The sequence below is a fragment of the Burkholderia sp. 22088 genome (genome assembly GCF_052045915.1).
In the GTDB taxonomy this organism is placed as follows: Bacteria; Pseudomonadota; Gammaproteobacteria; order Burkholderiales; family Burkholderiaceae; genus Burkholderia; species Burkholderia cepacia.
Window position 1 is genome coordinate 121,687 of the sequence record NZ_JBQEPY010000025.1, and the last position, 25,106, is coordinate 146,792.

Annotated in this window: 19 protein-coding genes and 1 pseudogene; 13 read left to right on the forward strand and 7 right to left on the reverse strand. The window is 65.6% G+C overall.

Annotated features, from left to right (window positions below; all coding sequences use genetic code 11):
- Window positions 1-42 precede the first annotated feature (42 nt).
- From ACTJLD_RS36915 to dut, 5 genes are all read left to right on the forward strand, one after another.
- On the forward strand, window positions 43-1,035 hold the full coding sequence (locus tag ACTJLD_RS36915; protein ID WP_059686577.1) for a bifunctional riboflavin kinase/FAD synthetase: 993 nt from the start codon (window positions 43-45) through the stop codon (window positions 1,033-1,035).
- Between the two features lie 102 nt (window positions 1,036-1,137).
- Window positions 1,138-3,975, forward strand: a complete 2,838-nt coding sequence (gene ileS / locus ACTJLD_RS36920) for an isoleucine--tRNA ligase (RefSeq protein WP_060086421.1) — start codon at window positions 1,138-1,140, stop codon at window positions 3,973-3,975.
- Window positions 3,976-3,977: 2 nt separating this feature from the next.
- Window positions 3,978-4,478, forward strand: coding sequence for a signal peptidase II (gene lspA / locus ACTJLD_RS36925; protein WP_021160743.1), 501 nt, complete (start codon window positions 3,978-3,980; stop codon window positions 4,476-4,478).
- A 67-nt stretch (window positions 4,479-4,545) separates the two neighbouring features.
- Window positions 4,546-5,757, forward strand: coding sequence for a bifunctional phosphopantothenoylcysteine decarboxylase/phosphopantothenate--cysteine ligase CoaBC (coaBC, locus tag ACTJLD_RS36930; RefSeq protein WP_059697759.1), 1,212 nt, complete (start codon window positions 4,546-4,548; stop codon window positions 5,755-5,757).
- A 52-nt stretch (window positions 5,758-5,809) separates the two neighbouring features.
- A complete protein-coding gene (gene dut, locus ACTJLD_RS36935; protein ID WP_021160741.1) occupies window positions 5,810-6,256 on the forward strand; it encodes a dUTP diphosphatase in 447 nt (148 codons plus the stop codon).
- Between the two features lie 51 nt (window positions 6,257-6,307).
- On the opposite strand, the gene ACTJLD_RS36940 is transcribed toward dut, so the two are convergent.
- The 4 genes from ACTJLD_RS36940 to clpS all read right to left on the reverse strand — a co-directional run bounded on the left by ACTJLD_RS36940 (window position 6,308) and on the right by clpS (window position 11,311).
- The gene (locus ACTJLD_RS36940; RefSeq protein ID WP_048022611.1) at window positions 6,308-7,078 is read right to left on the reverse strand and encodes a COG4705 family protein; all 771 of its coding nucleotides are present in this window, start codon (window positions 7,076-7,078) and stop codon (window positions 6,308-6,310) included.
- A 138-nt stretch (window positions 7,079-7,216) separates the two neighbouring features.
- A complete protein-coding gene (locus ACTJLD_RS36945; RefSeq protein WP_027786663.1) occupies window positions 7,217-8,596 on the reverse strand; it encodes an amino acid permease in 1,380 nt (459 codons plus the stop codon).
- Between the two features lie 103 nt (window positions 8,597-8,699).
- Complete coding sequence (gene clpA / locus ACTJLD_RS36950) at window positions 8,700-11,000, reverse strand: ATP-dependent Clp protease ATP-binding subunit ClpA (RefSeq protein WP_027786662.1); 2,301 nt, start codon at window positions 10,998-11,000, stop codon at window positions 8,700-8,702.
- Complete coding sequence (clpS, locus tag ACTJLD_RS36955; RefSeq protein ID WP_006398529.1) at window positions 10,997-11,311, reverse strand: ATP-dependent Clp protease adapter ClpS; 315 nt, start codon at window positions 11,309-11,311, stop codon at window positions 10,997-10,999. Before clpS ends, clpA begins: the two co-directional genes overlap by 4 nt.
- Window positions 11,312-11,856: 545 nt before the next feature.
- Here clpS and ACTJLD_RS36960 point away from each other — a divergent pair.
- A complete protein-coding gene (locus ACTJLD_RS36960; RefSeq protein WP_006488945.1) occupies window positions 11,857-12,060 on the forward strand; it encodes a cold-shock protein in 204 nt (67 codons plus the stop codon).
- Between the two features lie 180 nt (window positions 12,061-12,240).
- Here the strand turns inward: ACTJLD_RS36960 and ACTJLD_RS36965 are convergent, their stop codons facing one another.
- A complete protein-coding gene (locus ACTJLD_RS36965; protein WP_440661218.1) occupies window positions 12,241-13,848 on the reverse strand; it encodes a multicopper oxidase family protein in 1,608 nt (535 codons plus the stop codon).
- A 672-nt stretch (window positions 13,849-14,520) separates the two neighbouring features.
- On the opposite strand from ACTJLD_RS36965, the gene ACTJLD_RS36970 reads away from it, so the two are divergent.
- Window positions 14,521-14,745, forward strand: a complete 225-nt coding sequence (locus ACTJLD_RS36970; RefSeq protein ID WP_006490888.1) for a hypothetical protein — start codon at window positions 14,521-14,523, stop codon at window positions 14,743-14,745.
- A gap of 122 nt (window positions 14,746-14,867) precedes the next feature.
- On the opposite strand, the gene ACTJLD_RS36975 is transcribed toward ACTJLD_RS36970, so the two are convergent.
- Together ACTJLD_RS36975 and icd are read right to left on the reverse strand one after the other, a co-directional pair.
- A complete protein-coding gene (locus ACTJLD_RS36975) occupies window positions 14,868-17,096 on the reverse strand; it encodes an NADP-dependent isocitrate dehydrogenase (RefSeq protein WP_440661220.1) in 2,229 nt (742 codons plus the stop codon).
- A gap of 279 nt (window positions 17,097-17,375) precedes the next feature.
- Window positions 17,376-18,632: an NADP-dependent isocitrate dehydrogenase gene (gene icd / locus ACTJLD_RS36980; RefSeq protein WP_006478026.1), complete on the reverse strand. Its 1,257-nt coding sequence runs from the start codon at window positions 18,630-18,632 to the stop codon at window positions 17,376-17,378.
- Window positions 18,633-18,909: 277 nt separating this feature from the next.
- Between icd and ACTJLD_RS36985 the strand changes: the two genes are divergently transcribed.
- The 6 genes and pseudogenes from ACTJLD_RS36985 to ACTJLD_RS37010 all read left to right on the forward strand — a co-directional run.
- Window positions 18,910-19,488 (forward strand): pseudouridine synthase, encoded by a 579-nt coding sequence (locus tag ACTJLD_RS36985; RefSeq protein WP_440661222.1) that lies wholly within the window; start codon window positions 18,910-18,912, stop codon window positions 19,486-19,488.
- A gap of 280 nt (window positions 19,489-19,768) precedes the next feature.
- Window positions 19,769-19,984, forward strand: coding sequence for a hypothetical protein (locus ACTJLD_RS36990; protein ID WP_011352970.1), 216 nt, complete (start codon window positions 19,769-19,771; stop codon window positions 19,982-19,984).
- Between the two features lie 160 nt (window positions 19,985-20,144).
- Window positions 20,145-20,645, forward strand: coding sequence for a DUF192 domain-containing protein (locus ACTJLD_RS36995; protein ID WP_027786657.1), 501 nt, complete (start codon window positions 20,145-20,147; stop codon window positions 20,643-20,645).
- Window positions 20,646-20,887: 242 nt separating this feature from the next.
- A complete protein-coding gene (gene fusA, locus ACTJLD_RS37000; RefSeq protein WP_027786656.1) occupies window positions 20,888-22,999 on the forward strand; it encodes an elongation factor G in 2,112 nt (703 codons plus the stop codon).
- A gap of 162 nt (window positions 23,000-23,161) precedes the next feature.
- Complete coding sequence (locus ACTJLD_RS37005; protein ID WP_060174861.1) at window positions 23,162-24,172, forward strand: HoxN/HupN/NixA family nickel/cobalt transporter; 1,011 nt, start codon at window positions 23,162-23,164, stop codon at window positions 24,170-24,172.
- Window positions 24,173-24,461: 289 nt separating this feature from the next.
- Window positions 24,462-25,106 (forward strand): annotated as a pseudogene (locus ACTJLD_RS37010) (hypothetical protein); the annotation flags it as partial.

The window sequence follows — 25,106 nt, forward strand, 5'->3', positions numbered from 1 at the left end:
GCGGCATCCCACCGCCCATTCCCCGACGCTGCATCCGCTATCGTGAAAGTCTTCCGCGGCCTGCCCAACGCCGAGAGCCGCGCCCCGTGCGCGCTGACGATCGGCAACTTCGACGGTGTCCATCGCGGCCACCAGGCCCTGCTCGCGCGCGTGCGCGCGGCAGCGGACGCGCGCGGCCTGCCCGTGTGCGTGATGACGTTCGAGCCGCACCCGCGCGAATTCTTCAACCCCGCCGGCGCGCCGCCGCGCATCGCGATGCTGCGCGACAAGCTCGAGGCGCTGCGCGACCACGGTGTCGACCGCGTCGTCGTCGAGCACTTCAATCACACGTTCGCGAGCCAGTCGCCGCAGGCGTTCGTCGAACGCACACTGGTCGGCGGGCTGCACACGCGCTGGATGATGGTCGGCGACGATTTCTGCTACGGCGCGAAGCGCGCGGGCACCTTCGACACGCTGAAGGCGGCCGGCGAACAGTACGGCTTCGAGGTCGAGCAGATGGGTACGGTCGCGGGCAGCGACGGCACGCGCATCTCCAGCTCGGGCGTGCGCGCCGCGCTCGCCGCGGGCGACCTCGACGCGGCCGCGCAGGCGCTCGGCCACGGCTATGCGATCAGCGGCCACGTCGCGCACGGGCTGAAGCTCGGCCGCGACCTCGGCTTCCCGACGCTGAACCTGCCGATCGCGCACAAGCGTCCGGCGCTCGCGGGCATCTTCGTCGTGCAGGTGCACGGCCTCGGCCCCACCCCGCTGCCGGGCGTCGCGAGCCTCGGGCTGCGCCCGACCGTCGACGATTCCGGCCGCGTGCTGCTCGAAGTCCACCTGCTCGACTGGCACGGCGACGCGTACGGCAAGCTCATCCGCGTCGAATTCCTGAAAAAGCTGCGCGACGAAGCGAAATTCGACGATCTCGAGGCGCTGTCGCGCGCGATCGCGCTGGACGTCGCGAATGCACGCGCGTACTTCATCGAGCGCGACCGTGCGCCGGGCAGCCGCGCCACGGGCTTCTCGACGTCGGCCACCGACCGAATTAGCTGATCCGGACGGCGGCGCCTGGCGCCGCACCCTCGCGCCGCTCACTCGCGCGCATCCCCGATTCACGACGCTCGCGCGTCTCCCGATTTAGATAGCGATCCCATCATGAGCAACAAGAAAGCCGATTCGAAACCGCAGGCCAAGTATCCGGTCAACCTGCTCGACACGCCGTTCCCGATGCGCGGCGACCTGCCCAAGCGCGAACCGCAGTGGGTCAAGGAATGGGAAGAACGCGGCCTCTACGAGAAGATCCGCGCGGCCAGCAAGGGCCGGCCGAAGTTCATCCTGCACGACGGCCCGCCGTATGCGAACGGCGACATCCACCTCGGCCACGCCGTCAACAAGATCCTGAAGGACATCGTCGTCAAGTCGCGCAACATGGCCGGCTTCGACGCACCGTACGTGCCCGGCTGGGATTGCCACGGGATGCCGATCGAGATCCAGATCGAGAAGCAGTTCGGCAAGTCGCTGCCGGCGGCCGAAGTGATGAGCAAGGCGCGCGCGTACGCGACCGAGCAGATCGAGAAGCAGAAGGTCGGCTTCAAGCGTCTCGGCGTGCTCGGCGACTGGGCCAACCCGTACAAGACGATGAACTTCGTCAACGAGGCGGAAGAGATCCGCGCGCTCGGCAAGATCATCGAGAAGGGTTACGTGTATCGCGGGCTGAAGCCGGTGAACTGGTGCTTCGACTGCGGCTCGGCGCTCGCGGAAGCGGAAGTCGAGTACAAGGACCGCACCGACCCGACGATCGACGTGATGTTCGCGTTCGCGGAACCGGAAAAGACCGCGCAGGCGTTCGGCCTGCCGGCGCTGCCGCGCGCCGACGGCGGCATCGTGATCTGGACCACCACGCCGTGGACGATCCCCGCGAACCAGGCGCTGAACCTCCATCCGGAAATCGTCTACGCGCTGGTCGACACCGAGCGCGGGCTGCTGATCATCGCGGAAGAACGTGTCGAAGCCTGCATGACCGACTTCAAGCTGACCGGCCGCGTCGTCGCGACCGCGCCGGGCGTGAAGCTCGCGAACCTGCGCTTCCACCACCCGCTCGCATCGGCTCATCCCGGCTACAAGCGCACCGCGCCCGTCTACCTCGGCGACTACGTGACGACCGACACCGGTACCGGCGTCGTGCACTCGTCGCCCGCATACGGCATCGAGGACTTCCAGTCGTGCAAGGCGCACGGGATGACCGACTCGGACATCATCAACCCGGTGATGGGCGACGGTCGTTACATCGAATCGCTGCCGCTGTTCGGCGGCCTGTCGATCTGGGACGCGAACCCGAAGGTCGTCGACGCGCTGCGCGAGGCCGGCTCGCTGCTGCGCAGCGAGCACTACAAGCACAGCTACATGCACTGCTGGCGTCACAAGACGGCGATCATTTACCGCGCGACGTCGCAGTGGTTCGCCGGCATGGACGTGACGCCGCGCGACGGCGGCAAGACGCTGCGCGAAACCGCGCTCGAAGGCATCGACGCCACCGCGTTCTACCCGTCGTGGGGCAAGCAGCGCCTGTTCAGCATGATCGCGAACCGTCCCGACTGGACGCTGTCGCGCCAGCGCCAATGGGGCGTGCCGATGGCGTTCTTCGTGCACAAGGAAACCGGCGAGCTGCACCCGCGCACGCTCGAACTGCTCGAGGAAGTCGCGAAGCGCGTCGAGCAGTCGGGTATCGAGGCCTGGCAGACGCTCGACCCGCGCGAGCTGATCGGCGACGACGCGAACCTGTACGAAAAGAACCGCGACACGCTCGACGTGTGGTTCGACTCGGGCACGACGCACTGGCACGTGCTGCGCGGCTCGCACAAGGATCAGCTGCAGTTCCCGGCCGACCTCTACCTCGAAGGCTCGGACCAGCACCGCGGCTGGTTCCACTCGTCGCTGCTGACCGCATCGATGATCGACGGCCGCGCGCCGTACAAGGGCCTGCTCACGCACGGCTTCACGGTCGACGGCGAAGGCCGCAAGATGAGCAAGTCGCTCGGCAACGGCATCGATCCGCATGAAGTCGCGAACCGCCTCGGCGCGGAAATCATCCGCCTGTGGATCGCATCGACCGACTATTCGGGCGAGCTCGCGATCTCCGAGGAAATCCTGAAGCGCGTGACCGAAGGCTATCGCCGCATCCGCAACACGCTGCGCTTCCTGCTCGCGAACCTGTCGGACTTCGACTTCGCGCAGCACGCGGTGCCCGTCGACGAATGGCTCGAGATCGACCGTTATGCGGTCGCGTTCTCGCAGCAACTGCAGACGGAACTGCTCGGCCACTACGAGAAGTACGAATTCCACCCGGTCGTCGCGAAGCTGCAGACGTACTGCTCGGAAGATCTCGGCGGCTTCTACCTCGACGTGCTGAAGGACCGCCTGTACACGAGCGCGGCCGATTCGCGCGCGCGCCGCTCCGCGCAGACCGCGCTGTACCACCTCACGCACGGCCTGCTGCGCGTGCTCGCACCGTTCCTGTCGTTCACGGCGGAAGAAGCGTGGAAGGTGTTCCAGCCGGCCAGCGACACGATCTTCACGGAAACCTACTACGCGTATCCGGAAGTCGCCGGCTCGGCCGCACTGATCGAGAAGTGGGCGCTGCTGCGCGATGTGCGCGGCAACGTGACGAAGGCGCTCGAGGAAGCGCGCACCGCGAACCGCATCGGTTCGTCGCTGCAGGCCGAAGTCGCCGTGCATGCGAGCGGCGCACGCTACGACGCGCTCACGAGCCTCGGCGATGATCTCAAGTTCGTGCTGATCACGTCGGCCGCGACGGTCGTCAAGGTCGACGACGAAGCGCAGGAAAGCGTCGACGTCGCAGCGTCGAAGTACCAGAAGTGCGAACGCTGCTGGCACTACCGCGAAGATGTCGGCGCGCACGCCGATCACCCGACGCTGTGCGGCCGCTGCTTCTCCAACCTGTTCGAAAACGGCGAAATCCGGAGCGCTGCTTGAATATGGCGAAAACCCTCTCGAAACCGGCCAGCGGCGCGCTTGCGCCCTGGCTCGGCATTTCGCTGATCGTGATCCTGTTCGACCAGCTGTCGAAGATCGCGATCCTGAAAACGTTCGTGTACGGCGCGCAGCATGCGCTGACGTCGTTCTTCAACCTCGTGCTGGTGTACAACCGCGGCGCTGCGTTCGGTTTCCTGTCGACCGCGAGCGGCTGGCAGCGCTGGGCGTTCACCGCGCTCGGCATCGGCGCGACGCTCGTGATCTGCTTCCTGCTGAAGCGCCACGGCCACCAGCGGCTGTTCAGCGTGTCGCTCGCGCTGATCCTCGGCGGCGCGCTCGGCAACGTGATCGACCGGCTCGTCTACGGCCACGTGATCGACTTCCTCGATTTCCACCTCGGCGCCTGGCACTTCCCGGCGTTCAACCTCGCCGATTCCGCGATCACGATCGGCGCGGTGCTGCTGATCTACGACGAACTGCGTCGCGTGCGCGGCTCGCGCTAAGCGCGCATACTCGGCGTCGACGGCCGGCTTCGCGCCGGCCGTTCCGTTCGCCCCTTGGAGGCCTGAGTTGGCACAAGCAGAACTCGCAGGAAAACACCTCGTTCTCGGCCTGACGGGCGGCATCGCCTGCTACAAGATCGCCGAGCTCACGCGGCTGCTCGTGAAGGCAGGCGCGACCGTGCAGGTCGCGATGACCGAAGCCGCTACCCAGTTCATCACGCCCGTCACGATGCAGGCGCTGTCTGGCCGGCCCGTCTATACGAGCCAGTGGGACGCGCGCATCGACAACAACATGGCGCACATCGACCTGTCGCGCGAAGCCGACGCGATCGTGATCGCGCCCGCGTCGACGGATTTCCTCGCGAAGCTCGCGCACGGGTTCGCGGACGATCTGCTGTCGACGCTGTGCGTCGCGCGCGATTGCCCGCTGCTCGTCGTCCCCGCGATGAACCGCCAGATGTGGCAGAACCCGGCCACGCAACGCAATGCCGCGCAACTGCGCGCGGACGGCGTGTCGGTGCTCGGCCCGGATTCGGGTGCGCAGGCGTGCGGCGAAGTCGGCGACGGCCGCATGCTCGAGCCCGAGGCGATCTATGAAGCGATCGTCGCGCACTTCGCGCCGAAGGTGCTCGCGCACCGGCGCGTGCTGATCACGGCCGGCCCGACGTTCGAACCGCTCGACCCGGTACGCGGCCTCACGAACCGCTCGAGCGGCAAGATGGGCTTCGCGCTCGCGCGCGCCGCGCAGCAGGCCGGCGCCGACGTGCATCTCGTCGCGGGGCCGGTCGCGCTCGACACGCCGTGGGGCGTCTACCGTCAGGACGTGCAGACGGCCCAGCAGATGTACGACGCGGTGATGCATGCCGTGAACGACGCCGACATCTTCATCGCGGTGGCCGCGGTCGCCGACTGGCGCGTCGCCCAGCCGGCCGAGCACAAGATGAAGAAGACGGCCGACCGCAAGATGCCCGCACTCGCATTCGTCGAGAACCCGGACATCCTCGCGTCCGTCGCGGCGCTGCCCGATCCGCCGTACTGCGTCGGGTTCGCGGCCGAAAGCGGCGACCTCGACGTGCACGGCGACGAGAAGCGCAAACGCAAGAACGTGCCGCTGCTCGTCGGCAACCTCGGCCCGCTGACGTTCGGCCGCGACGACAACGAAGTCGTGCTGTTCGAGGCCGCCGGCCTCACGCGCCTGCCGCGCGCACCGAAAGACGAACTCGCGCACACGCTCGTCGCGGAAATCGCGAAACGCCTGCCCGACAACCGCCTGATCTGATCTCCCGCGCGGCGGCCGCCGCCGCGCCCTTCCCGCCTCATCCGACGACCGCATGAAACTCGACCTGAAGATTCTCGACGCGCGCATGCGCGACTACCTGCCCGCCTACGCGACCACCGGCAGCGCGGGCCTCGACCTGCGTGCGTGCCTCGACGCGCCGGTGACGCTGCAGCCGGGCGAAACGACGCTCGTGCCGACGGGCCTCGCGATCCACCTCGCCGATCCGGGCTACGCCGCGCTGATCCTGCCGCGCTCGGGCCTCGGCCACAAGCACGGCATCGTGCTCGGCAACCTCGTCGGCCTGATCGATTCCGACTACCAGGGCCAGTTGATGGTCTCGACGTGGAACCGCGGCCAGACCGAGTTCGTGCTGAATCCGTTCGAACGGCTCGCCCAGCTCGTGATCGTGCCGGTCGTGCAGGCGCAGTTCAACATCGTCGACGACTTCGCGGAAAGCGATCGCGGCGAGGGCGGCTTCGGCAGCACCGGGCGTCACTGAACGGCGCAATGACAAAGGGGCCTCGCGGCCCCTTTTTCCTGTCCGTCGCCGTCACTCTTCGACGGGTTGCGCGATCCGCGCGGGCGCAAGGTCGCGCTGCCGCGCCTGGGCGACGATCGCGTAGATCACCAGTGCGACCAGCACGCCGAGCAGCACCGCCGACGAACCGATCGTACCGAGCGCGAGGCCACCCTTCGCAACCGGCTTCGTCAGCAGATCGCCGACCGTCGCACCGAACGGCCGCGTGAGCACGAACGCGGCCCAGAACAGCAGCACGCCCGAGATCCGCGTGAAATAGTGCGCAAGCACGATCGCCGCGAGCAACCCGCCGATCAGCAGCGCGCCGCCGCCGAAGCCGAGCCCCGAGCTGTCCGCGAGGAAGTCGCCGAGCGCGGTCCCCAGCGTGTTCGAGAACAGGATCGCGATCCAGTACAGCAGCTCGACCTTGCGCGTGCGGATCAGGTCGACCGACAGCGATTCGCCGCTGAGGCGCCACACGGCGAAGATGGCCAGCAGGATCGCGACCAGGATCGACGAGCCGGCCGCATAACCGAGGCCGAGCGTGCGATCCATGAAATCGGACATCGTCGTGCCGGCCGTGCTCGTCGCGACGATCACGGCCCAGTAGATCGCCGGGCGATAACGCGTCGTCCTGAGCTGCGCACCCAGCGTCACGAGAAAGAAACCGAACAGCAGGATCGAGCTCACCGCATAGCCGACGTTCAGCGTCATCGACAACAGGTCGCCGCCGGTTTCGCCGAGTGTCGTCGCGCAGATCTTCATGATCCAGAACGCGAGCGTGATTTCGGGAAGTTTGTTCATTCGCACCCCTTTTTGCAGGAAGGCGGCGAGCCGGCGCATGCCGCGCCCGCCTTGCAGGCAGGATCGAATGTAGTCGCCGCGGGCTTAACGGAACCTTAGCGACCGGAAAAAACGGCGCGGGCGGCCGCGCCGGTACCGTCAACGAGCGTGTTCGTGCCGGTAATGCAGCGCGTACGCGAGCGTGAGCAGCACGACGAACACGACGCCGACCACCATCGTCATCCGGAATTCGCGCGTGAACGCGGTCGTGAACAGGATCGCCGCGACGAGCCCCGCACCGAGCAGGCTGCCGAACGGGTGCCCCCACATCCGGAACGCGAGCGCGGGGCCGCGATACCGCGAACGGAAGCGCAGGTGCGTGACGAAGATCATCAGCCACGTGAACAGCGCGCCGAACATCGCGATCGCCATCATCACCGTGAACGCGGTGTCGGGCGCGAGCGCGACCAGCACGGCCGCGACAGCGACGCCGCTGGTCGAGATCCACAGCGCCGCGCGCGGCACGCCGTTCGTGCCGAGCCGGCCGAACACCGCGGGCGCGAGCCGCGCACGCGACAGGCTGAACATCATCCGCGTCGTCACGTAAAGCTGGCTGTTCATCGCCGACAACGCCGCGATCAGCAACACGAAGTTGATCACGCCCGCCGCGTACGGCACGTGGGTCGCGGCCATCACCTTCACGAACGGGCTTTCGTCGGTGCCGGCCTGCGTCCACGGCACGATCGCGAGCATCAGCGACAGCGTCAGCAGGTAGAACAGGACGAGCCGGAACACGGTCGAGCGGAATGCGCGCGTGACCGCGTGCTGCGGATCGCGTGCCTCGCCGGCCGCGATCGCGACGGCTTCGATGCTCATGTAGCTGAAGATCGCGACGATCACCGCGACCCAGGTGCCCCACGGCCCCTTCGGCATGAAGCCTCCGTGCGCGGTGTAGTTGGCGAAACCGATGCCGGATGCCACCGGCGCCGACCACACGAGATACGCGCCGAGCACGATGAACACGACGATCGCCGCGATCTTCAGCAGCGAGAATGCGTATTCGACCGTGCCGTACAGCGTGACGCTCGCGAGATTCACGGCGATCAGCAGCGCGGAGAAGCCGATCACCCAGTACCAGCCGGGCACGGCCGGGAACCAGTACTTCATGAACACGGCGATCGCGCTGATCTCGGTGCCGATCGCGAACACCACCGCGAACCAGTACGCATAGCGCACCAGGAAGCCGGCGAGGGGGCCGACGTAGTGCTCGGCATACGCGCCGAACGAGCCGGCGGTCGGATGCGCGACCGTCATTTCCGCGAGCGCGCCCATCAGCAGCAGCGCGATCAGCGCGCCGATCGCATACGAGACCAGTACGCTCGGGCCGGCGAGCCCGATCGCGAACCCGCTGCCGAGGAACAGGCCCGTGCCGATCGCGCCGCCGATCGCGATCATCGCCATCTGCCCCGACGTCAGCGCATGGCGCAACCCTTGTTCGCGCGCGACGATGTTGTCGAACGACCGTTGTTGTTGTGTCACTGCCTTACCACTCCCCTGCACCACCATTGCGCCGCCGGCGCCGGATAAAACGAAACGGCGCGGAGAACTTCCCGCGCCGTTCGCATGAACAACGAATTATCGCTTACTCGACTTCGACCGTCTCTTCGTTCGGCTTGTGCGGCGGATTCGCCAGCTTGTCGAACGACAACTGCACCTTGTCGTTTTCGTCGACATCGACCGTCACGTGGCCGCCGTTGACGAGCTTGCCGAACAGCAGCTCGTCGGCCAGCGCGCGCCGGATCGTGTCCTGGATCAGCCGCTGCATCGGCCGCGCGCCCATCAGCGGGTCGAAGCCGTGCTTCGCGAGATGCTTGCGCAACGCGTCGGTGAAGAGCGCGTCGACCTTCTTCTCGTGCAGCTGTTCCTCGAGCTGGATCAGGAACTTGTCGACCACGCGCATGATGATTTCCTCATCGAGCGAGCGGAAGCTGATGATCGAATCCAGGCGGTTGCGGAACTCCGGCGTGAACAGGCGCTTGATGTCGGTCATCTCGTCGCCCGTCTCGCGGCGCGTCGTGAAGCCGATCGTCGCCTTCTGCATCGACTCGGCGCCCGCGTTCGTCGTCATGATGATGATGACGTTGCGGAAATCCGCCTTGCGGCCGTTGTTGTCCGTCAGCGTGCCGTGGTCCATCACCTGCAGCAGCACGTTGAAGATGTCCGGATGTGCCTTCTCGATTTCGTCGAGCAGCAGCACGCAGTGCGGCTTCTTCGTGACGGCCTCGGTCAGCAGGCCGCCCTGGTCGAACCCGACGTAGCCCGGCGGCGCGCCGATCAGGCGGCTCACCGCGTGACGCTCCATGTATTCCGACATGTCGAAGCGGATCAGCTCGATGCCGAGCGTGAACGCGAGCTGGCGCGCCACTTCGGTCTTGCCGACACCCGTCGGGCCGGAGAACAGGAACGCGCCGATCGGCTTGTCCATCTTGCCGAGGCCCGCGCGTGCCATCTTGATCGAGGCCGCGAGCGCATCGATCGCCGGATCCTGGCCGAACACGACGCTCTTCAGGTCGCGGTCGAGCGTCTGCAGCTTGCTGCGATCGTCCTGCGACACGCTCTGCGGCGGCACGCGCGCGATCTTCGAGATGATTTCCTCGATCTCGCTCTTGCCGATCGTCTTCTTCTGCTTCGACTTCGGCAGGATGCGCTGGGCGGCGCCTGCCTCGTCGATCACGTCGATCGCCTTGTCCGGCAGGTGACGGTCGGTGATGAAGCGCGCCGACAGTTCGGCCGCGGCCGACAGTGCGCCCGACGAATACTTGACGCCGTGATGCTCCTCGAAGCGCGACTTCAGCCCGCGCAGGATCGCGACCGTCTGCTCGACGGTCGGCTCGCTCACGTCGACCTTCTGGAAGCGCCGCGACAGCGCCGCATCCTTCTCGAAGATGCCGCGATATTCGGTGAACGTGGTCGCGCCGATGCACTTGAGCGTGCCCGACGACAGCGCCGGCTTCAGCAGGTTCGACGCGTCGAGCGTGCCGCCCGACGCGGCGCCCGCGCCGATCAGCGTATGAATTTCGTCGATGAACAGGATCGCGTGCGGACGCTCCTTCAGCTCCTTCAGCACCGTCTTCAGACGTTGCTCGAAATCGCCACGGTACTTGGTGCCGGCGAGCAGCGCGCCCATGTCGAGCGAGTAGACCTGCGCATTCGCGAGAATGTCCGGCACTTCGCCGCGCGTGATGCGATAGGCGAGCCCTTCCGCGATCGCGGTCTTGCCGACGCCGGCCTCGCCGACGAGCAGCGGATTGTTCTTGCGGCGACGGCACAGCACCTGGACCACGCGCTCGACTTCGGGCTCGCGACCGATCAGCGGATCGATGCGGCCGTCCTTCGCCATCTGGTTCAGGTTCTGCGTGAATTGCGCGAGCGGCGTTTCCTTCTGCGCGTTCGCGTCTTCGCTTTCCGCGCTCGCGTCGGCCGACTTGGCGGCTTCGCCGCCGTTGGTCTTCGCGATGCCGTGCGAAATGAAGTTGACGACGTCCAGGCGCGTGACGCCCTGCTGCTGCAGGTAGTAGACGGCATGCGAATCCTTCTCGCCGAAGATCGCGACCAGCACGTTAGCACCGGTGACTTCCTTCTTGCCGTTCGACGTCGACTGGACGTGCATGATCGCGCGCTGGATCACGCGCTGGAAACCGAGCGTCGGCTGGGTATCGACATCGTCGGTACCCGGGACGGTAGGTGTGTTGTCGTGGATGAAATTGCGCAGGTTCTGACGCAAGTCCTCGATGTTGGCCGCGCACGCGCGCAACACCTCGGCTGCCGTCGGATTATCCAGCAGGGCCAGCAGCAAATGCTCGACCGTTATGAACTCATGGCGCGCCTGGCGTGCTTCCATGAACGCCATGTGCAGGCTGACTTCCAATTCCTGGGCAATCATGCTTCCTCCATCACGCACTGCAGCGGATGCCCGGCCTGCCGCGCATGGGTAACGACTTGCTCAACCTTGGTCGACGCGATGTCCCGCGTATAGACCCCACAAACCCCTCGCCCTTCGCGATGGACCTTCAGCATGATCTGCGTGGCCGTCTCGCGATCCTTCTTGAAATACTCCTGGACCACCATCACGACGAATTCCATCGGCGTGAAGTCGTCGTTCAGCAGCACCACCTTGTACATCGAAGGCGGCTTGAGCTTCTGCTGCTTGCGTTCCAGGACGGTGCTGTCCTGCTTGTCCGGGATAATCGCCATACACCCATTCTAAACAACTCGGACAGGCCCGCAATCCTGCCATTACCCGACCGACCGGCCGGCGCCCTCCCCGGAATCCCGGAACACGCAATCTTCTTCGTGCCATACGAAAGCCGGCTGCGGTGCCGGCTTTCACGCGTGGCGCGGAACACGAACCGTCAGGGGGAACCGCACCGGAACGTCGTGTCCGCATCCAGTATCCCACAAGCCGGGACGACTCGAACGCGTGTCACTCGAGCCTGGTATATGAGCCGATTATGCGGCTTTTCAAGTCCTCGCGCTTGGCCGCGTGCTGCCAAGCAAAGCCGGAAAAACCCTGAAAATGGGTTCTTTACAACGTCCCTCTAAACGTCTAAAAATTCCACTTGACACTCCAATAAAGAGCGCCAACAATCAAGCTGGCACTTTTTTCAATTTGCCGGTCGGCAAGTTGAAAGAGGCCGAGGTGAGCTTGTGAGGGGGGAACGGCTGCATTTTCCGGTCGTTTAGCTTTTCGAGCGTGCTCGTGGTAAGTAGCAGCGACTGTGTGACAGGGGAAGTAGGAAATGGCAACTGGTATCGTTAAGTGGTTCAACGACGCGAAGGGCTTCGGTTTCATCACTCCCGATGAGGGCGGTGAGGATCTGTTTGCGCACTTCTCGGCTATCACCATGAATGGCTTCAAGACGCTGAAGGAAGGCCAGAAGGTGAGCTTTGACGTCGTCCAAGGGCCGAAGGGCAAGCAAGCGTCGAACATCCAGGCCGTATAAGGCACCGGATATCAGACGAAGAAACCCGGCGCATTGCGCCGGGTTTCTTTTTTTCGAGGCCGGCCAATCGATTATCGATTGGCCGGCCTTTTCGTTCAATCCCGATAATTGAACACGTATTGTCTTGTCACACACGCAGATCGGATACTCATCCGGCACGTGAAACTAATCGTCACTTCGTTACACGACCTTCAGCGTACCCATCATGCCGAGATCCTCGTGTTCGAGAATGTGGCAATGAAACATGCGCTCTCCGCGCATGTCCTGCGTGACGAGAATCGTCACGGTTTCGCCGCTGCGCACGTTCACGGTATCGCGCCATGCACGGAACAGTTCGCTCGTGCGTGAACCGCCCGATGCCCGTTCGATCACCTGGAACTGCGTGCCGTGCAGGTGGAACGGGTGATCCATGTCAGTGCCGTTGCGGATCGTCCAGCGCTCGACGTCGCCAGCGCGGCTCGTCAGCGTCGCACGGTGCGGCGCGTAGGTGTCGCCGTTGATCGTGAAGCGCATGCCCGCCGGGCGGCCGTGCGCGCCCCCCTTCATCATCGCGTCCATATCCATCTCCTCGCCGAACGCGACCTCCTTGTGCGCAACCGGCTCGCCCAACGGCGGCACCGCACGCAATGTCGTCGGCAGCACGCGCGCGGTGGCCGGCGAAAACGCGACGTCGGCCAGCGCCAGCGCCGGATCGGCCGGCAGGCTGCCGTGCCCGTCATCGTGCGACATCGACATCTTGCGGCGGTCATATTCGGCCGCCTGCAGCACCGCGCGCGACGCGCGATCGCCGGCGCGCACCAGCAGCTCCGCACGTTCGCCCGGCGCGATCAGCAGCGACGTGACACGGCGCGGCGCGTCGAACAGCCCGCCGTCGGTGCCCGCGTGCTCGAATGCACGGCCGTCGTCGAACGCGACCCGCAAGTAGCGCGCGCTGCACGCATTCCACACGCGCCAGCGCTCGTCGCCCGCAACGTCGATCCGCGGCCGGCGCGCGCCGTTGACCAGCACGAACTGGCCTTCGCGGCCGTTCATCCAGTCCATCATGTCGTTCGGTGCAATCGTGCCGTCGCGCGCAAGTTTCAGGTCCGACACGAACAGGTTGCGCTCGGGCCAACCCGCCAGCGGATCGTCCGCGGCGCGCACGACGAACGGGCCGGCGAGCCCGCGAAACACCTGCTCGGCCGTCATCATGTGCGGGTGCGGGTGGTACCAGTAGGTACCGGCGCTCCCCTTCGGCAGCGTGAAGCGGTACACGCGCGACGCGCCGGGCGCGACGGGATCGGACGGGTTGCCGTCCTGGTCGGGCGGCACCGGCAGGCCGTGCCAGTGGATCGTCGACGGTTGCGGCAGCTTGTTCACGAACTTGATCTCGACCGTGTCGCCCTCGCGCACGTCGATCAGCGGACCAACGACTGGGCCCTGCGTGCCCGCGCCGAACTGCCAGAACGTGGTCGGCCGCGCACCGTGCAGCATCGGGCGCGCCACCGGCTGGGCCACCAGCGTGGCCCGGAACGTGCCGGGATCGCGGCTTTCGTTCGCGAGCGTACGCAGCGCCGCGAGCGGCGCGCCGGCCGGCAGCGCGTCGGCGGCAGCGAGCGCGGCCGGCGCGGACTTGCCGTGCTGCCCGTGACCCGCCATTCCTGACATGTCCGACATGCCGGGCATGTCGTCCATCGAGTCCATGCCGGCCATGCCGGCGTGACCGGCATGCTGCGCCCACGCCGCGCGGGCGAACAGCGACGCGGCCGCGACACCGATGGCGCGCGACAGGAAGGTTCTCCGTATCATCAAATCGTTCCTCGTTATCCATGCTGCGTCGCGCGGCCGCCGCGACGCCCGCGCCGGCCGGCTGAAGCGCCGATGCGCGACGCCAATCCTGATGCCCGCGTCATCATAACCGCAGGCTCATATCGAGACGCGTCGCCGCCGGACGGGCGGCGATACGCCGCAGACTCGACAACGCCGCGCTGGAGTCAGCACGCATCGACCGGCATCACCGATCGGCGATCCGCAGCCCTTCACTTGCTCCCCCAGCACCACTCGCCGCCCGCCCCATGCAGTCTCCAGGCGGCCGCCCGGCGCCTGCCGTTCAGCCGCGCCCCAGCACCGGCCGCGTCGCCGGTTCGCAAACCCGCCAATATTTCACGATGCGGAACAAGTCTCTGCGTTGTAAAAATTCGTGGTGCAGGGCACAAATTTCCCGTTTCGCGATGCCGAAAAACGTTCCGCAATACAAAACGCCAAATGCACATATTTGTTTTTGAAAGAGAATTTTTGTTTAGTGGAGCCGTTCGACATGCACCATCCAACCGGGTCGCGGACGTAGACTTTGTCCCATGCACTGACGCTTCGCCACGACGTTCGATAAGGAACGCGGCGCAAGCAGCCAGTCGGGCCACAGCCGGTCGAACCGGCAGACGGCACAACAGAATCGCTTGTGATCAGAAAGGGAGAACGGAAATGAAGGGATTTCGCTTTGGTTCAGCGCTCGGGTCGTTCTACATCCTGCCAGGTAACGGAGGCTGGGAAGCGACGTTCGGCAACGCCCTGCTCGGCGCATTCTCGTGCCCCGAAGTGGCGGCCGACCACATCTCCCGCGGCGACTGCGAGCAACTGTCCGAACTGGACACGGCAACGCTCGAAGTGCCGCACGAAATCGCCGAATGGGAAATCGTTCACGTCTGAATGGCAAGCCTGCAACAAAAAACGCCCCGGGCGACCGGGGCGTTTTTTCTTGTGACGGGCGGAGGGCAGCCAGGCCCGCCACGCCGTCACTTGCTTCGACTCGCGCGATCGCGCGGCCCGCGTCAGGCAACCGCGTCGACGATGGCGTTCAGCGTCGCGCTCGGGCGCATCGCCTGGCTCGTCAGGTCGACGTTCGGACGATAGTAGCCGCCGATGGCCTGCGCCTTGCCCTGCGCGGCAGCCAGCTCTTCCAGAATGCGCGCTTCGTTGTCGGACAACGACTTCGCCACGCCTTCGAACTGCGCCTTCAGCGCCGCGTCCTCGGTCTGCTCGGCCAGCGCCTGCGCCCAGTACAGGCACAGGTAGAAGTGGCTGCCGCGGTTGTCGAGGCCGCCGACCTTGCGCGCCGGCGACTTGTTCTCGTCCAGGAACTTGCCGGTCGCCTGGTCGAGCGTCTTCGCGAGCACGAGCGCCTTCGGGTTCTGGTACGCGTTGCCGAGGTGTTCGAGCGATGCCGCGAGCGCGAGGAATTCGCCGAGCGAATCCCAGCGCAGGAAGCCTTCCTCGACGAACTGCTGCACGTGCTTCGGCGCCGAGCCGCCCGCACCCGTTTCGAACATCCCGCCGCCGGCCATCAGCGGCACGATCGACAGCATCTTCGCGCTGGTGCCGAGTTCCATGATCGGGAACAGGTCGGTCAGGTAGTCGCGCAGCACGTTGCCGGTGACCGAGATCGTGTCCTTGCCCGCGCGGATGCGCTCGAGCGAGAAGCGCGTCGCGTCGACCGGCGTCATCACGCGGATGTCGAGGCCGTTCGTGTCGTGGTCCTTCAGGTAACGCTCGACCTTCGCGATGATCTGCGCGTCGTGTGCGCGTGCCGGATCGAGCCAGAACACGGCCGGTGCGCCGGTCGCGCGCGCGCGGTTGACCGCGAGCTTGACCCAGTCCTGCACCGGTGCGTCCTTCGTCTGGCACATGCGCCAGATGTCGCCCGATTCCACCGCATGCTCGAGCAGCACGTTGCCCGCTTCGTCGGTGACGCGCACGACGCCATCCGCCGGGATCAGGAACGTCTTGTCGTGCGAACCGTATTCTTCAGCCGCCTGCGCCATCAGGCCCACGTTCGGCACGCTGCCCATCGTGACCGGGTCGAACGCGCCGTGCTGCTTGCAGTCCTCGATCACGGCCTGGTAGACACCGGCGTAGCAACGATCCGGAATCACGGCCTTCGCGTCGTACAGCTGGCCGTCCGGGCCCCACATGCCGCCCGAATCGCGGATCATCGCCGGCATCGATGCGTCGACGATCACGTCGCTCGGCACGTGCAGGTTCGTGATGCCCTTGTCCGAGTTGACCATCGCAAGGCGCGGACGCACCACGTATTCGGCCTTGATGTCGGCTTCGATCGCTTCGCGCGTGTCGGCCGGCAGGTCCTTCAGGCGCGCGTACAGGTCGCCGATCCCGTTGTTCGGGTTGAAGCCGGCCTGCGCCAGCACGTCCGCGTGCTTCGCAAGCGCGTCGCGGTAGAACACCGACACGAAGTGACCGAACAGGATCGGGTCCGAGACCTTCATCATGGTCGCCTTCAGGTGCACCGAGAACAGCACGTCCTGCGCCTTCGCGTCGGCGATCTGCGCTTCGATGAAGCTGCGCAGCGCGTTGCGGCTCATCACCGATGCGTCGATGACTTCACCCGCCTTCACGGCCGTCTTTTCCTTCAGCACCTTCTTCGCGCCGTCGGTCGTCGTGAGTTCGATCTTCACGCTGCCGGCTTCGGCGATCAGCGCCGACTTCTCGCTGCCGTAGAAGTCGCCTTCGCTCATGTGCGCGACGTGCGCCTTCGACGTGGCTTTCCAGGCGCCCATCTTGTGCGGATGCTTGCGTGCGTAGTTCTTGACCGACAGCGGCGCGCGGCGGTCGGAGTTGCCTTCGCGCAGCACCGGGTTCACCGCGCTGCCCTTGATCTTGTCGTAGCGGGCCTTGACCGCCTTCTCTTCGTCCGTCGACGGATCTTCCGGATAGGCCGGCAGCGTGTAGCCCTGCGCCTGCAGTTCGGCGATCGCGGCCTTGAGCTGCGGCACCGATGCGCTGATGTTCGGCAGCTTGATGATGTTCGCTTCCGGCTTCAGCGTGAGCTGGCCCAGTTCGGCCAGATCGTCGGAACCCTTCTGCTCGGGCGGCAGGACGTCTGCGAATGCCGCGACGATGCGGCCGGCGAGCGAGATGTCGCGCGTTTCGACGGCGACGCCGGACGAACGCGTGAAGGCCTTGACGATCGGCAGCAGCGAATAGGTCGCGAGCGCGGGCGCTTCGTCAGTGAGGGTATAGATGATCTTGGGCGAAGTGGACATGGTCGATGCGTTGCTACGTGAAAATTTGGACTGAGGAGCGCCGGCGGTAACCGGCGGGGAGCGACCGGGTCGGTCGCGAAAGGGGCGCGCCGGCTCAGCCGGGCGGTGGTGTTGCGAGGGCCGTCATGTTCTACCTTGCAGGGCCTCCGGGCCGCATCGCGGCGCCGCGGCCCGCTTGCCGGACCGCCCTGCCAACAAACCTGCCATCCACGAAACGCTCCGGCGCCGGCAGTCAGCGCCGGGGCGGCCGGCACCTGCCGGCCCACCCCGGAAGGGGACTTACATGTTCTCGATCAGCACTTCACCGAAGCCCGAGCACGACACCTGCGTCGCACCTTCCATCAGGCGCGCGAAGTCGTACGTGACGCGCTTCTGCAGGATCGACTTCTCCATCGCGGCGATGATCGTGTCGGCTGCTTCCGTCCAGCCGAGGTGGCGCAGCATCATTTCCGCCGACAGGATCTCGGAACCCGGGTTCACGTAATCCTTGCCCGCGTACTTCGGTGCCGTGCCGTGCGTCGCCTCGAACATCGCGACCGAATCCGACAGGTTCGCGCCCGGCGCGATCCCGATGCCGCCGACCTGCGCAGCCAGTGCGTCGGAGATGTAGTCGCCGTTCAGGTTCAGCGTGGCGATCACGTCGTATTCGGCCGGGCGCAGCAGGATCTGCTGCAGGAACGCATCGGCGATCGAATCCTTGATGACGATCTCGTTGCCCGTCTTCGGGTTCTTCACGCGCATCCACGGGCCGCCGTCGATCAGCTCGCCGCCGAATTCCTTCTGCGCCAGCGCGTAGCCGGCGTCACGGAACAGGCCTTCCGTGAACTTCATGATGTTGCCCTTGTGCACCAGCGTGACCGACTTGCGATCGTTGTCGATCGCGTACTGGATCGCCTTGCGCACGAGACGCTCGGTGCCTTCGGTCGACACGGGCTTGACGCCGATCCCCGAGGTTTCCGGGAAGCGGATCTTCTTCACGCCCATCTCGTCCTGCAGGAACTTGATGACCTTCTTCGCCTGCTCGGAGCCCGCGGCCCATTCGATGCCCGCGTAGATGTCTTCCGAGTTCTCGCGGAAGATCACCATGTCGATCTTTTGCGGCTCGCGCACCGGCGACGGCACGCCCTTGAAGTACTGCACCGGGCGCAGACACACGTACAGGTCGAGTTCCTGGCGCAGCGCGACGTTCAGCGAACGGATGCCGCCGCCGACCGGGGTCGTGAGCGGCCCCTTGATCGACACCACGTATTCCTTGAGCACCTGCAGCGTTTCGTCCGGGAGCCACACGTCCGGGCCGTACACCTTCGTCGCCTTCTCGCCCGCGAAGATCTCCATCCAGTGGATCTTGCGCTTGCCCTTGTAGGCGTGCGCGACCGCCGCGTCGACAACCTTGATCATGACCGGCGTGATATCGAAGCCCGTACCGTCGCCTTCGATATAGGGAATGATCGGCTGATCGGAAACGTTGAGCGAGAAGTCCTTGTTGACGGTGATCTTGTCACCGCCTTCCGGAACCTTGATGTGCTGATACGGCATGATCGACTCCAGTGACGTGGCTGAGCAGGTGATGCTGGTCGAAGCTGCGCGCGCGGCGGGGGCGCGGCATGGCCACCCCGTGACGGCAACAGCGAGCCGCTATTCTAGCGCCCCAACCGGGCACTTCGGCATGAAGCGCGGCACTGCGTATCAAGACCCCACTTATGTCTTATATAAGACAGAGGACTTGGCGTTCCGTATTATGCATTAAGATTCCGCCATTTGCCATAGACCGCCCGCCCCCGCCTCCTGCGACGCGCCGGGCGGACGACCCGCCATGAACCTGATCGCCCTCAACAAGCCGTTCGGCACGATTTGCCAGTTTTCCGCGCACGAGACGCGCCCGTCGCTCGGCGACTGGGTAAAAACGCCCGGCGTCTACGCGGCCGGCCGGCTCGACGCGGAAAGCGAGGGGTTGCTGCTGCTCACCGACGACGGCGCGCTGCAGGCGCGCATCGCCGAGCCGCGCCACAAGCTCGTGAAGCGCTACTGGGCACAGGTCGAGGGCGCGCCGGGCGCCGCCGACCTGAAGGCGCTCGCGCGCGGCGTCGACCTCGGCGACTACGTGACGCGGCCATGCCGCGCCGAATTCATCGAACCGCCCGACGCGCTATGGCCGCGCAACCCGCCGATCCGCTACCGCGCCGCGATTCCGACGACGTGGATCGAACTCGCGATCACCGAAGGCAAGAACCGGCAGGTGCGCCGGATGACGGCGGCCGTCGGCTTCCCGACGTTGCGCCTGGTACGCGTCGGCATCGGTGCACTGGATATATTCGCGCTCGACATTGCACCGGGAGAAACAATCGCGCTGCCGCCGCGCGCGCCGTGGGACGGTTTCGCGCCCGCCGGATGACGAATTCGGGACGGGCGAATTTTTCGTCATCTTTTTCGTCAACCGCCCGCGAAGATCGCGCGTTAAACCACGCAGATGCCAACCTTAGCTATCCGGCATTGGCAGCCGAGCCGTGTTTGCGTCACGAAAGCGACGTTTTTATCGAATACGATTCGGCGCCCGCAGCGCAATGAGAAATTTCTCGAAGCGTCTGTCAACCGAAAGGTGGATGGCACCGTTAGACGACATGACTCCTATTGCCGGGTCATTTGGTTAATTAACTAAAGCTGAGGAACACAACATGAACAAACTGATCGCCGCTCTGGTCGCTGGCCTCTTCGCAACGGCTGCTTTCGCACAAGCATCGGCTCCGGAAGCTGCTCCGGCTGCTGCTGAAGCTGCTTCGGCACCGGCTAAGCACGCTGCTAAGAAGCACCACGCAGCTAAGAAGCACCACAAGGCATCGAAGAAGGCTGCAGCAAGCGACGCAGCAGCACCGGCAGCTGCTTCGAACTAAGTAAGCTTGCTGTAATAACGCAGTCAAGAACACGCAGTCTTGCCGTTCTTACGGCGTTGAAAGGCAGATCACCGCGAGGCGATCTGCCTTTTTCTTTTATGTGCCCGTCGGCGTGCATCGCGTACCATGCGGGTCTTGTTTTCCAGATAGGAGCCTTGCTGTGCAATTCTCCCTGCGCTCGTCGCTCGGCCGCCTTGCGCGCGCCGCCGTGTTTCCCGCCGCGCTCGCCGTCCTCGCGCTCGGCATGCAGGCCGCCAGCGCGCAAGTGCCGCCCGGCGCCAAGCAGCCGAGCGAATTCCCGCGCGTGAAGCTGCGCGCCGGCATGTACGTGATCGACGCGGCCGTCGCCGCGAACGACCCCGACCGCGAACAGGGGCTGATGTACCGTTCGCAGCTCGCGCCGAACGAAGGCATGCTGTTCGTGTTCAACGAGAACGCAGTGCACTGCTTCTGGATGAAGAACACGCTGATCCCGCTGTCGATCGCGTTCATCCGCGCGGACGGCACGATCACCGACATCGACGAGATGAAGGCCGAGACGACCGACAACCACTGCCCGCGCAACAACGGCGTCTATGCCCTCGAAATGAGCAAGGGCTGGTTCGCGGCGAAGGGCATCAAGCCCGGGATGAAGCTCGAAGGGCTGCCGCAAGCCCAGTAACGGATATCGCCGCGCCGCCGACCCGACCCGCGTCACGTCACGCCGCGCCGCGTACCGACCCAAGCCGGCCGCCCGTTGCGCGCCGGCTTTTTTTCGCCTGCCGGCGGCGGCGCCCGCCTTGATTCGGCCAACACTGCCCGCATCTGCAAAAGCCACGGACAAGCGCTATCCTTTAAATCTCGCTAGTCCAGCCCGGGCCGGCCCAGCCGGCCCGCTTACGATCCGAACCTAAGGAGGTTCACGTGCCCCGCAAAACCCCCATCGAGCGCTATCGCAATATCGGGATCAGTGCTCACATCGATGCCGGCAAGACCACGACGACCGAGCGCATCCTGTTTTACACCGGCGTGAGCCACAAGATCGGTGAAGTGCACGACGGCGCGGCCACGATGGACTGGATGGAGCAGGAGCAGGAACGCGGCATCACGATCACGTCGGCCGCGACCACGGCCTTCTGGAAGGGCATGGCCGGCAACTATCCGGAGCACCGGATCAACATCATCGACACGCCCGGGCACGTCGACTTCACGATTGAAGTCGAGCGCTCGATGCGCGTGCTCGACGGCGCGTGCATGGTCTACGACTCGGTCGGCGGCGTGCAGCCGCAGTCCGAAACCGTCTGGCGCCAGGCCAACAAGTACAAGGTGCCGCGCATCGCGTTCGTCAACAAGATGGACCGCATCGGCGCCGATTTCTTCCGCGTGCAGCGGCAGATCGGCGAGCGCCTGAAAGGCGTCGCCGTGCCGATCCAGATTCCGATCGGCGCGGAGGATCATTTCCAGGGCGTCGTCGACCTCGTGAAGATGAAGGCGATCGTGTGGGACGACGAAAGCCAGGGCGTGAAGTTCACGTACGAGGACATCCCCGCGAACCTCGTCGAGCTCGCGCACGAATGGCGCGAGAAGATGGTCGAGGCCGCGGCGGAAGCGAGCGAGGAACTGCTCGAGAAGTATCTGCACGACCATGAATCGCTGACCGAGGACGAGATCAAGGCCGCGCTGCGCAAACGCACGATCGCGAACGAGATCGTGCCGATGCTGTGCGGCAGCGCGTTCAAGAACAAGGGCGTGCAGGCGATGCTCGACGCGGTGATCGACTACCTGCCGTCGCCCGTCGACGTGCCCGCGATCCTCGGCCACGACTTCCACGATCCGGAAAAACCGGCGGAACGTCATCCGAGCGACGACGAGCCGTTCTCGTCGCTCGCGTTCAAGATCATGACCGACCCGTTCGTCGGTCAGCTGATCTTCTTCCGTGTGTATTCGGGCGTCGTCGAATCCGGCGACACGGTGCTGAACGCGACGAAGGACAAGAAGGAACGGCTCGGCCGGATCCTGCAGATGCACGCGAACGAGCGCAAGGAAATCAAGGAAGTGCGCGCGGGCGACATCGCGGCGGCCGTCGGCCTGAAGGAAGCGACCACCGGCGACACGCTGTGCGATCCGGCGAAGCCGATCATCCTCGAGAAGATGGAATTCCCGGAACCGGTGATCTCGCAGGCCGTCGAGCCGAAGACGAAGGCCGACCAGGAAAAGATGGGCCTCGCGCTGAACCGTCTCGCGCAGGAAGATCCGTCGTTCCGCGTGCAGACCGACGAAGAGTCCGGCCAGACGATCATTTCGGGGATGGGCGAGCTTCACCTCGAAATCCTGGTCGACCGGATGAAGCGTGAATTCGGCGTCGAAGCGACGGTCGGCAAGCCGCAGGTCGCGTATCGCGAGACGGTGCGCACGACGGCGTCCGACGTCGAGGGCAAGTTCGTCAAGCAGTCGGGTGGCCGCGGTCAGTACGGCCATGCGGTGATCACGCTCGAGCCGAACCCCGGCAAGGGCTACGAGTTCCTCGACGAGATCAAGGGCGGCGTGATTCCGCGTGAATTCATCCCGGCCGTCGACAAGGGCATCACCGAAACGCTGAAGAGCGGCGTGCTCGCGGGCTACCCGGTCGTCGACGTGAAGGTGCACCTGACGTTCGGCTCGTACCACGACGTCGACTCGAACGAAAACGCGTTCCGGATGGCCGGCTCGATGGCGTTCAAGGAAGCGATGCGCCGCGCGAAGCCGGTGCTGCTCGAGCCGATGATGGCGGTCGAAGTCGAGACGCCCGAGGAGTTCATGGGCAACGTGATGGGCGACCTGTCGAGCCGTCGCGGCATCGTGCAGGGGATGGAAGACATCGCGGGCGGCGGCGGCAAGCTCGTGCGCGCCGAGGTGCCGCTTGCGGAGATGTTCGGCTATTCGACGTCGCTGCGTTCGGCCACGCAGGGCCGCGCAACCTACACGATGGAGTTCAAGCAGTACGCGGAAACGCCGGCCAACGTATCGGAAGGCGTGATCAGCGCGAAAGTGAAGTAAGCGCGGCGCGATCTCGCGCTGTCGCACGCAGCAAGGCCCGTCCGGAACCGGACGGGCCTTTTTTCATTCGTGCACGCCGTGCACGCGGCTTTTTTGATCGGCACGACCGGTATTTTTTTCGCGTGCCACAATGCAGCGCGAATCGTCAGATGGAACGTCCCGATGCCGCCCACCCCTGCCCTGCGCCGCCTGCTGATCCTCTATGCCGGCCTGATCGCCGCGAACGCCGCCGTCTGGCTGTGGGCGCTCGCCGTGTTGCGCGATCATCCGCTGCTGCTCGGCACCGCAGCGATCGCTTACGGGCTCGGGCTGCGTCACGCGGTCGACGCCGATCACATCGCCGCGATCGACGTTGCCACGCGCAAGCTGATGCAGGACGGCCAGCGTCCGGTGAGCGTCGGGCTGTTCTTCTCGCTCGGCCATTCGACGATCGTGATCGCCGCGACGCTCGGCATCGCGCTGACGGCATTCGCGCTGCGCGACCGGTTCGATGCGTTCCGCGAGATCGGTGGCACGATCGGCACGGCGGTGTCGGCCACCTTCCTGCTCGTGCTCGCGTGCGTGAACCTGGCGATCCTGCGCGACGTGTGGCGGCGCTATCGCGGCACGCACGGGCATGGGCACGATGCGGCGCATGTGCACCGCCCGGCCGGGCTCGTGTCGCGGCTGCTGCGTCCGCTGTTCCGGTTCGTGTCGAAGAGCTGGCACATGTATCCGGTCGGCGTGCTGTTCGGGCTCGGTTTCGATACTGCAACCGAAATCGGCCTGCTCGCGATCGCGGCCGCACAGGCGAGCCAGGGGCTGCCGGTCTATACGGTCATGCTGTTTCCCGCGCTTTTCACCGCCGGCATGACGCTGATCGACTCGACCGATAACGTGCTGATGATTCACGCGTACGGCTGGGCAATGGACGATCCGCAGCGCAAGCTGCTCTACAACGCGAGCATCACGTTCGTGTCGGCGGCCGTCGCGCTGGCGATCGGCGGGATCGAGGCAGCCGGCCTGCTGGCCGACAAGTTGTCGCTGACGGGCCCCGTGCGCGACGCGCTCGATGCAGTCGGCGAGCGCTTCGGCTCGATCGGCTACGGCATCGTCGCCCTGTTCCTCGTCTGCTGGATCGCATCGATCCTGTTCCACCGCTGGCAGCGCGCGGCCGATGCGCCCGCGCGCTGAACTTAGCTCAGACGTTTCATTCCGGAAACAAAACTCCTACCAAAGACGTTGCATGCGCCGTCGCGCGCTGCGCGCGCCTTGAGCCGCGGGCTCAAGCGGCCGATGGCACGGATCTGGCAGATAGGGCTTCGCATGGCGGGCCCGCATGCCGCTCCGCGATCGAGGCTGGCGTCCAGCGCCGGCCCGAAGGCGATCGGCTGCCGACAGGACTACGAACCTTTACCGGCCCCCTGCACTACACGTAGATTGCCGCGCGGCGACGAGGCATCGCGCGCATGGGGAGGCCATGATGCTCAAGACGAAACGACCGTTCCGCACGACGGGACGGTGCCATCGCGCAACCTTGTTCGCCGCAGCCGCGTTCGCGTGCTGCTGCTCGTATGCCGTCGCACAGGACGCGACACCGGACTCCGCGCCCGATGCCGTTGCCGGCGCGGACGCCGTCATGATGCTGGTCGACGACGCTTCGCCGTGCGCAGCGAATCCGGCTGCGTGCTCGGTGCACGTCTTCGCCGGTGGGCGCGCCGGCGGGAATGGCGCTGGTGCGACCGGCAATGGCAGCGGCAGCAGCCCCGGTAGCGGAAATGGCAATGGCGGCGGCGGCGGCAGCGGCAACGGCAACGGCAACAACGGGAACGGTACCGTCGGACCTGCCGGCGTCGGCGGAACGACGAGCGGAACATCCGGCGGCACGAGCGGTTCGGGTGGCTCGGGCCGCGGTGGCAACGCGTCTGGTAACGGTGGTTCGGGAGGGTCTTCCGGTGGGGGTTCCTCCGGCGGTGGGTCTTCCGGCGGCGGTTCTTCCGGTGGTGGTTCTTCCGGTGGTGGTTCTTCCGGTGGTGGTTCTTCCGGTGGTGGTTCTTCCGGTGGTGGTTCTTCCGGTGGTGGTTCTTCCGGTGGTGGTTCTTCCGGTGGTGGTTCTTCCGGTGGTGGC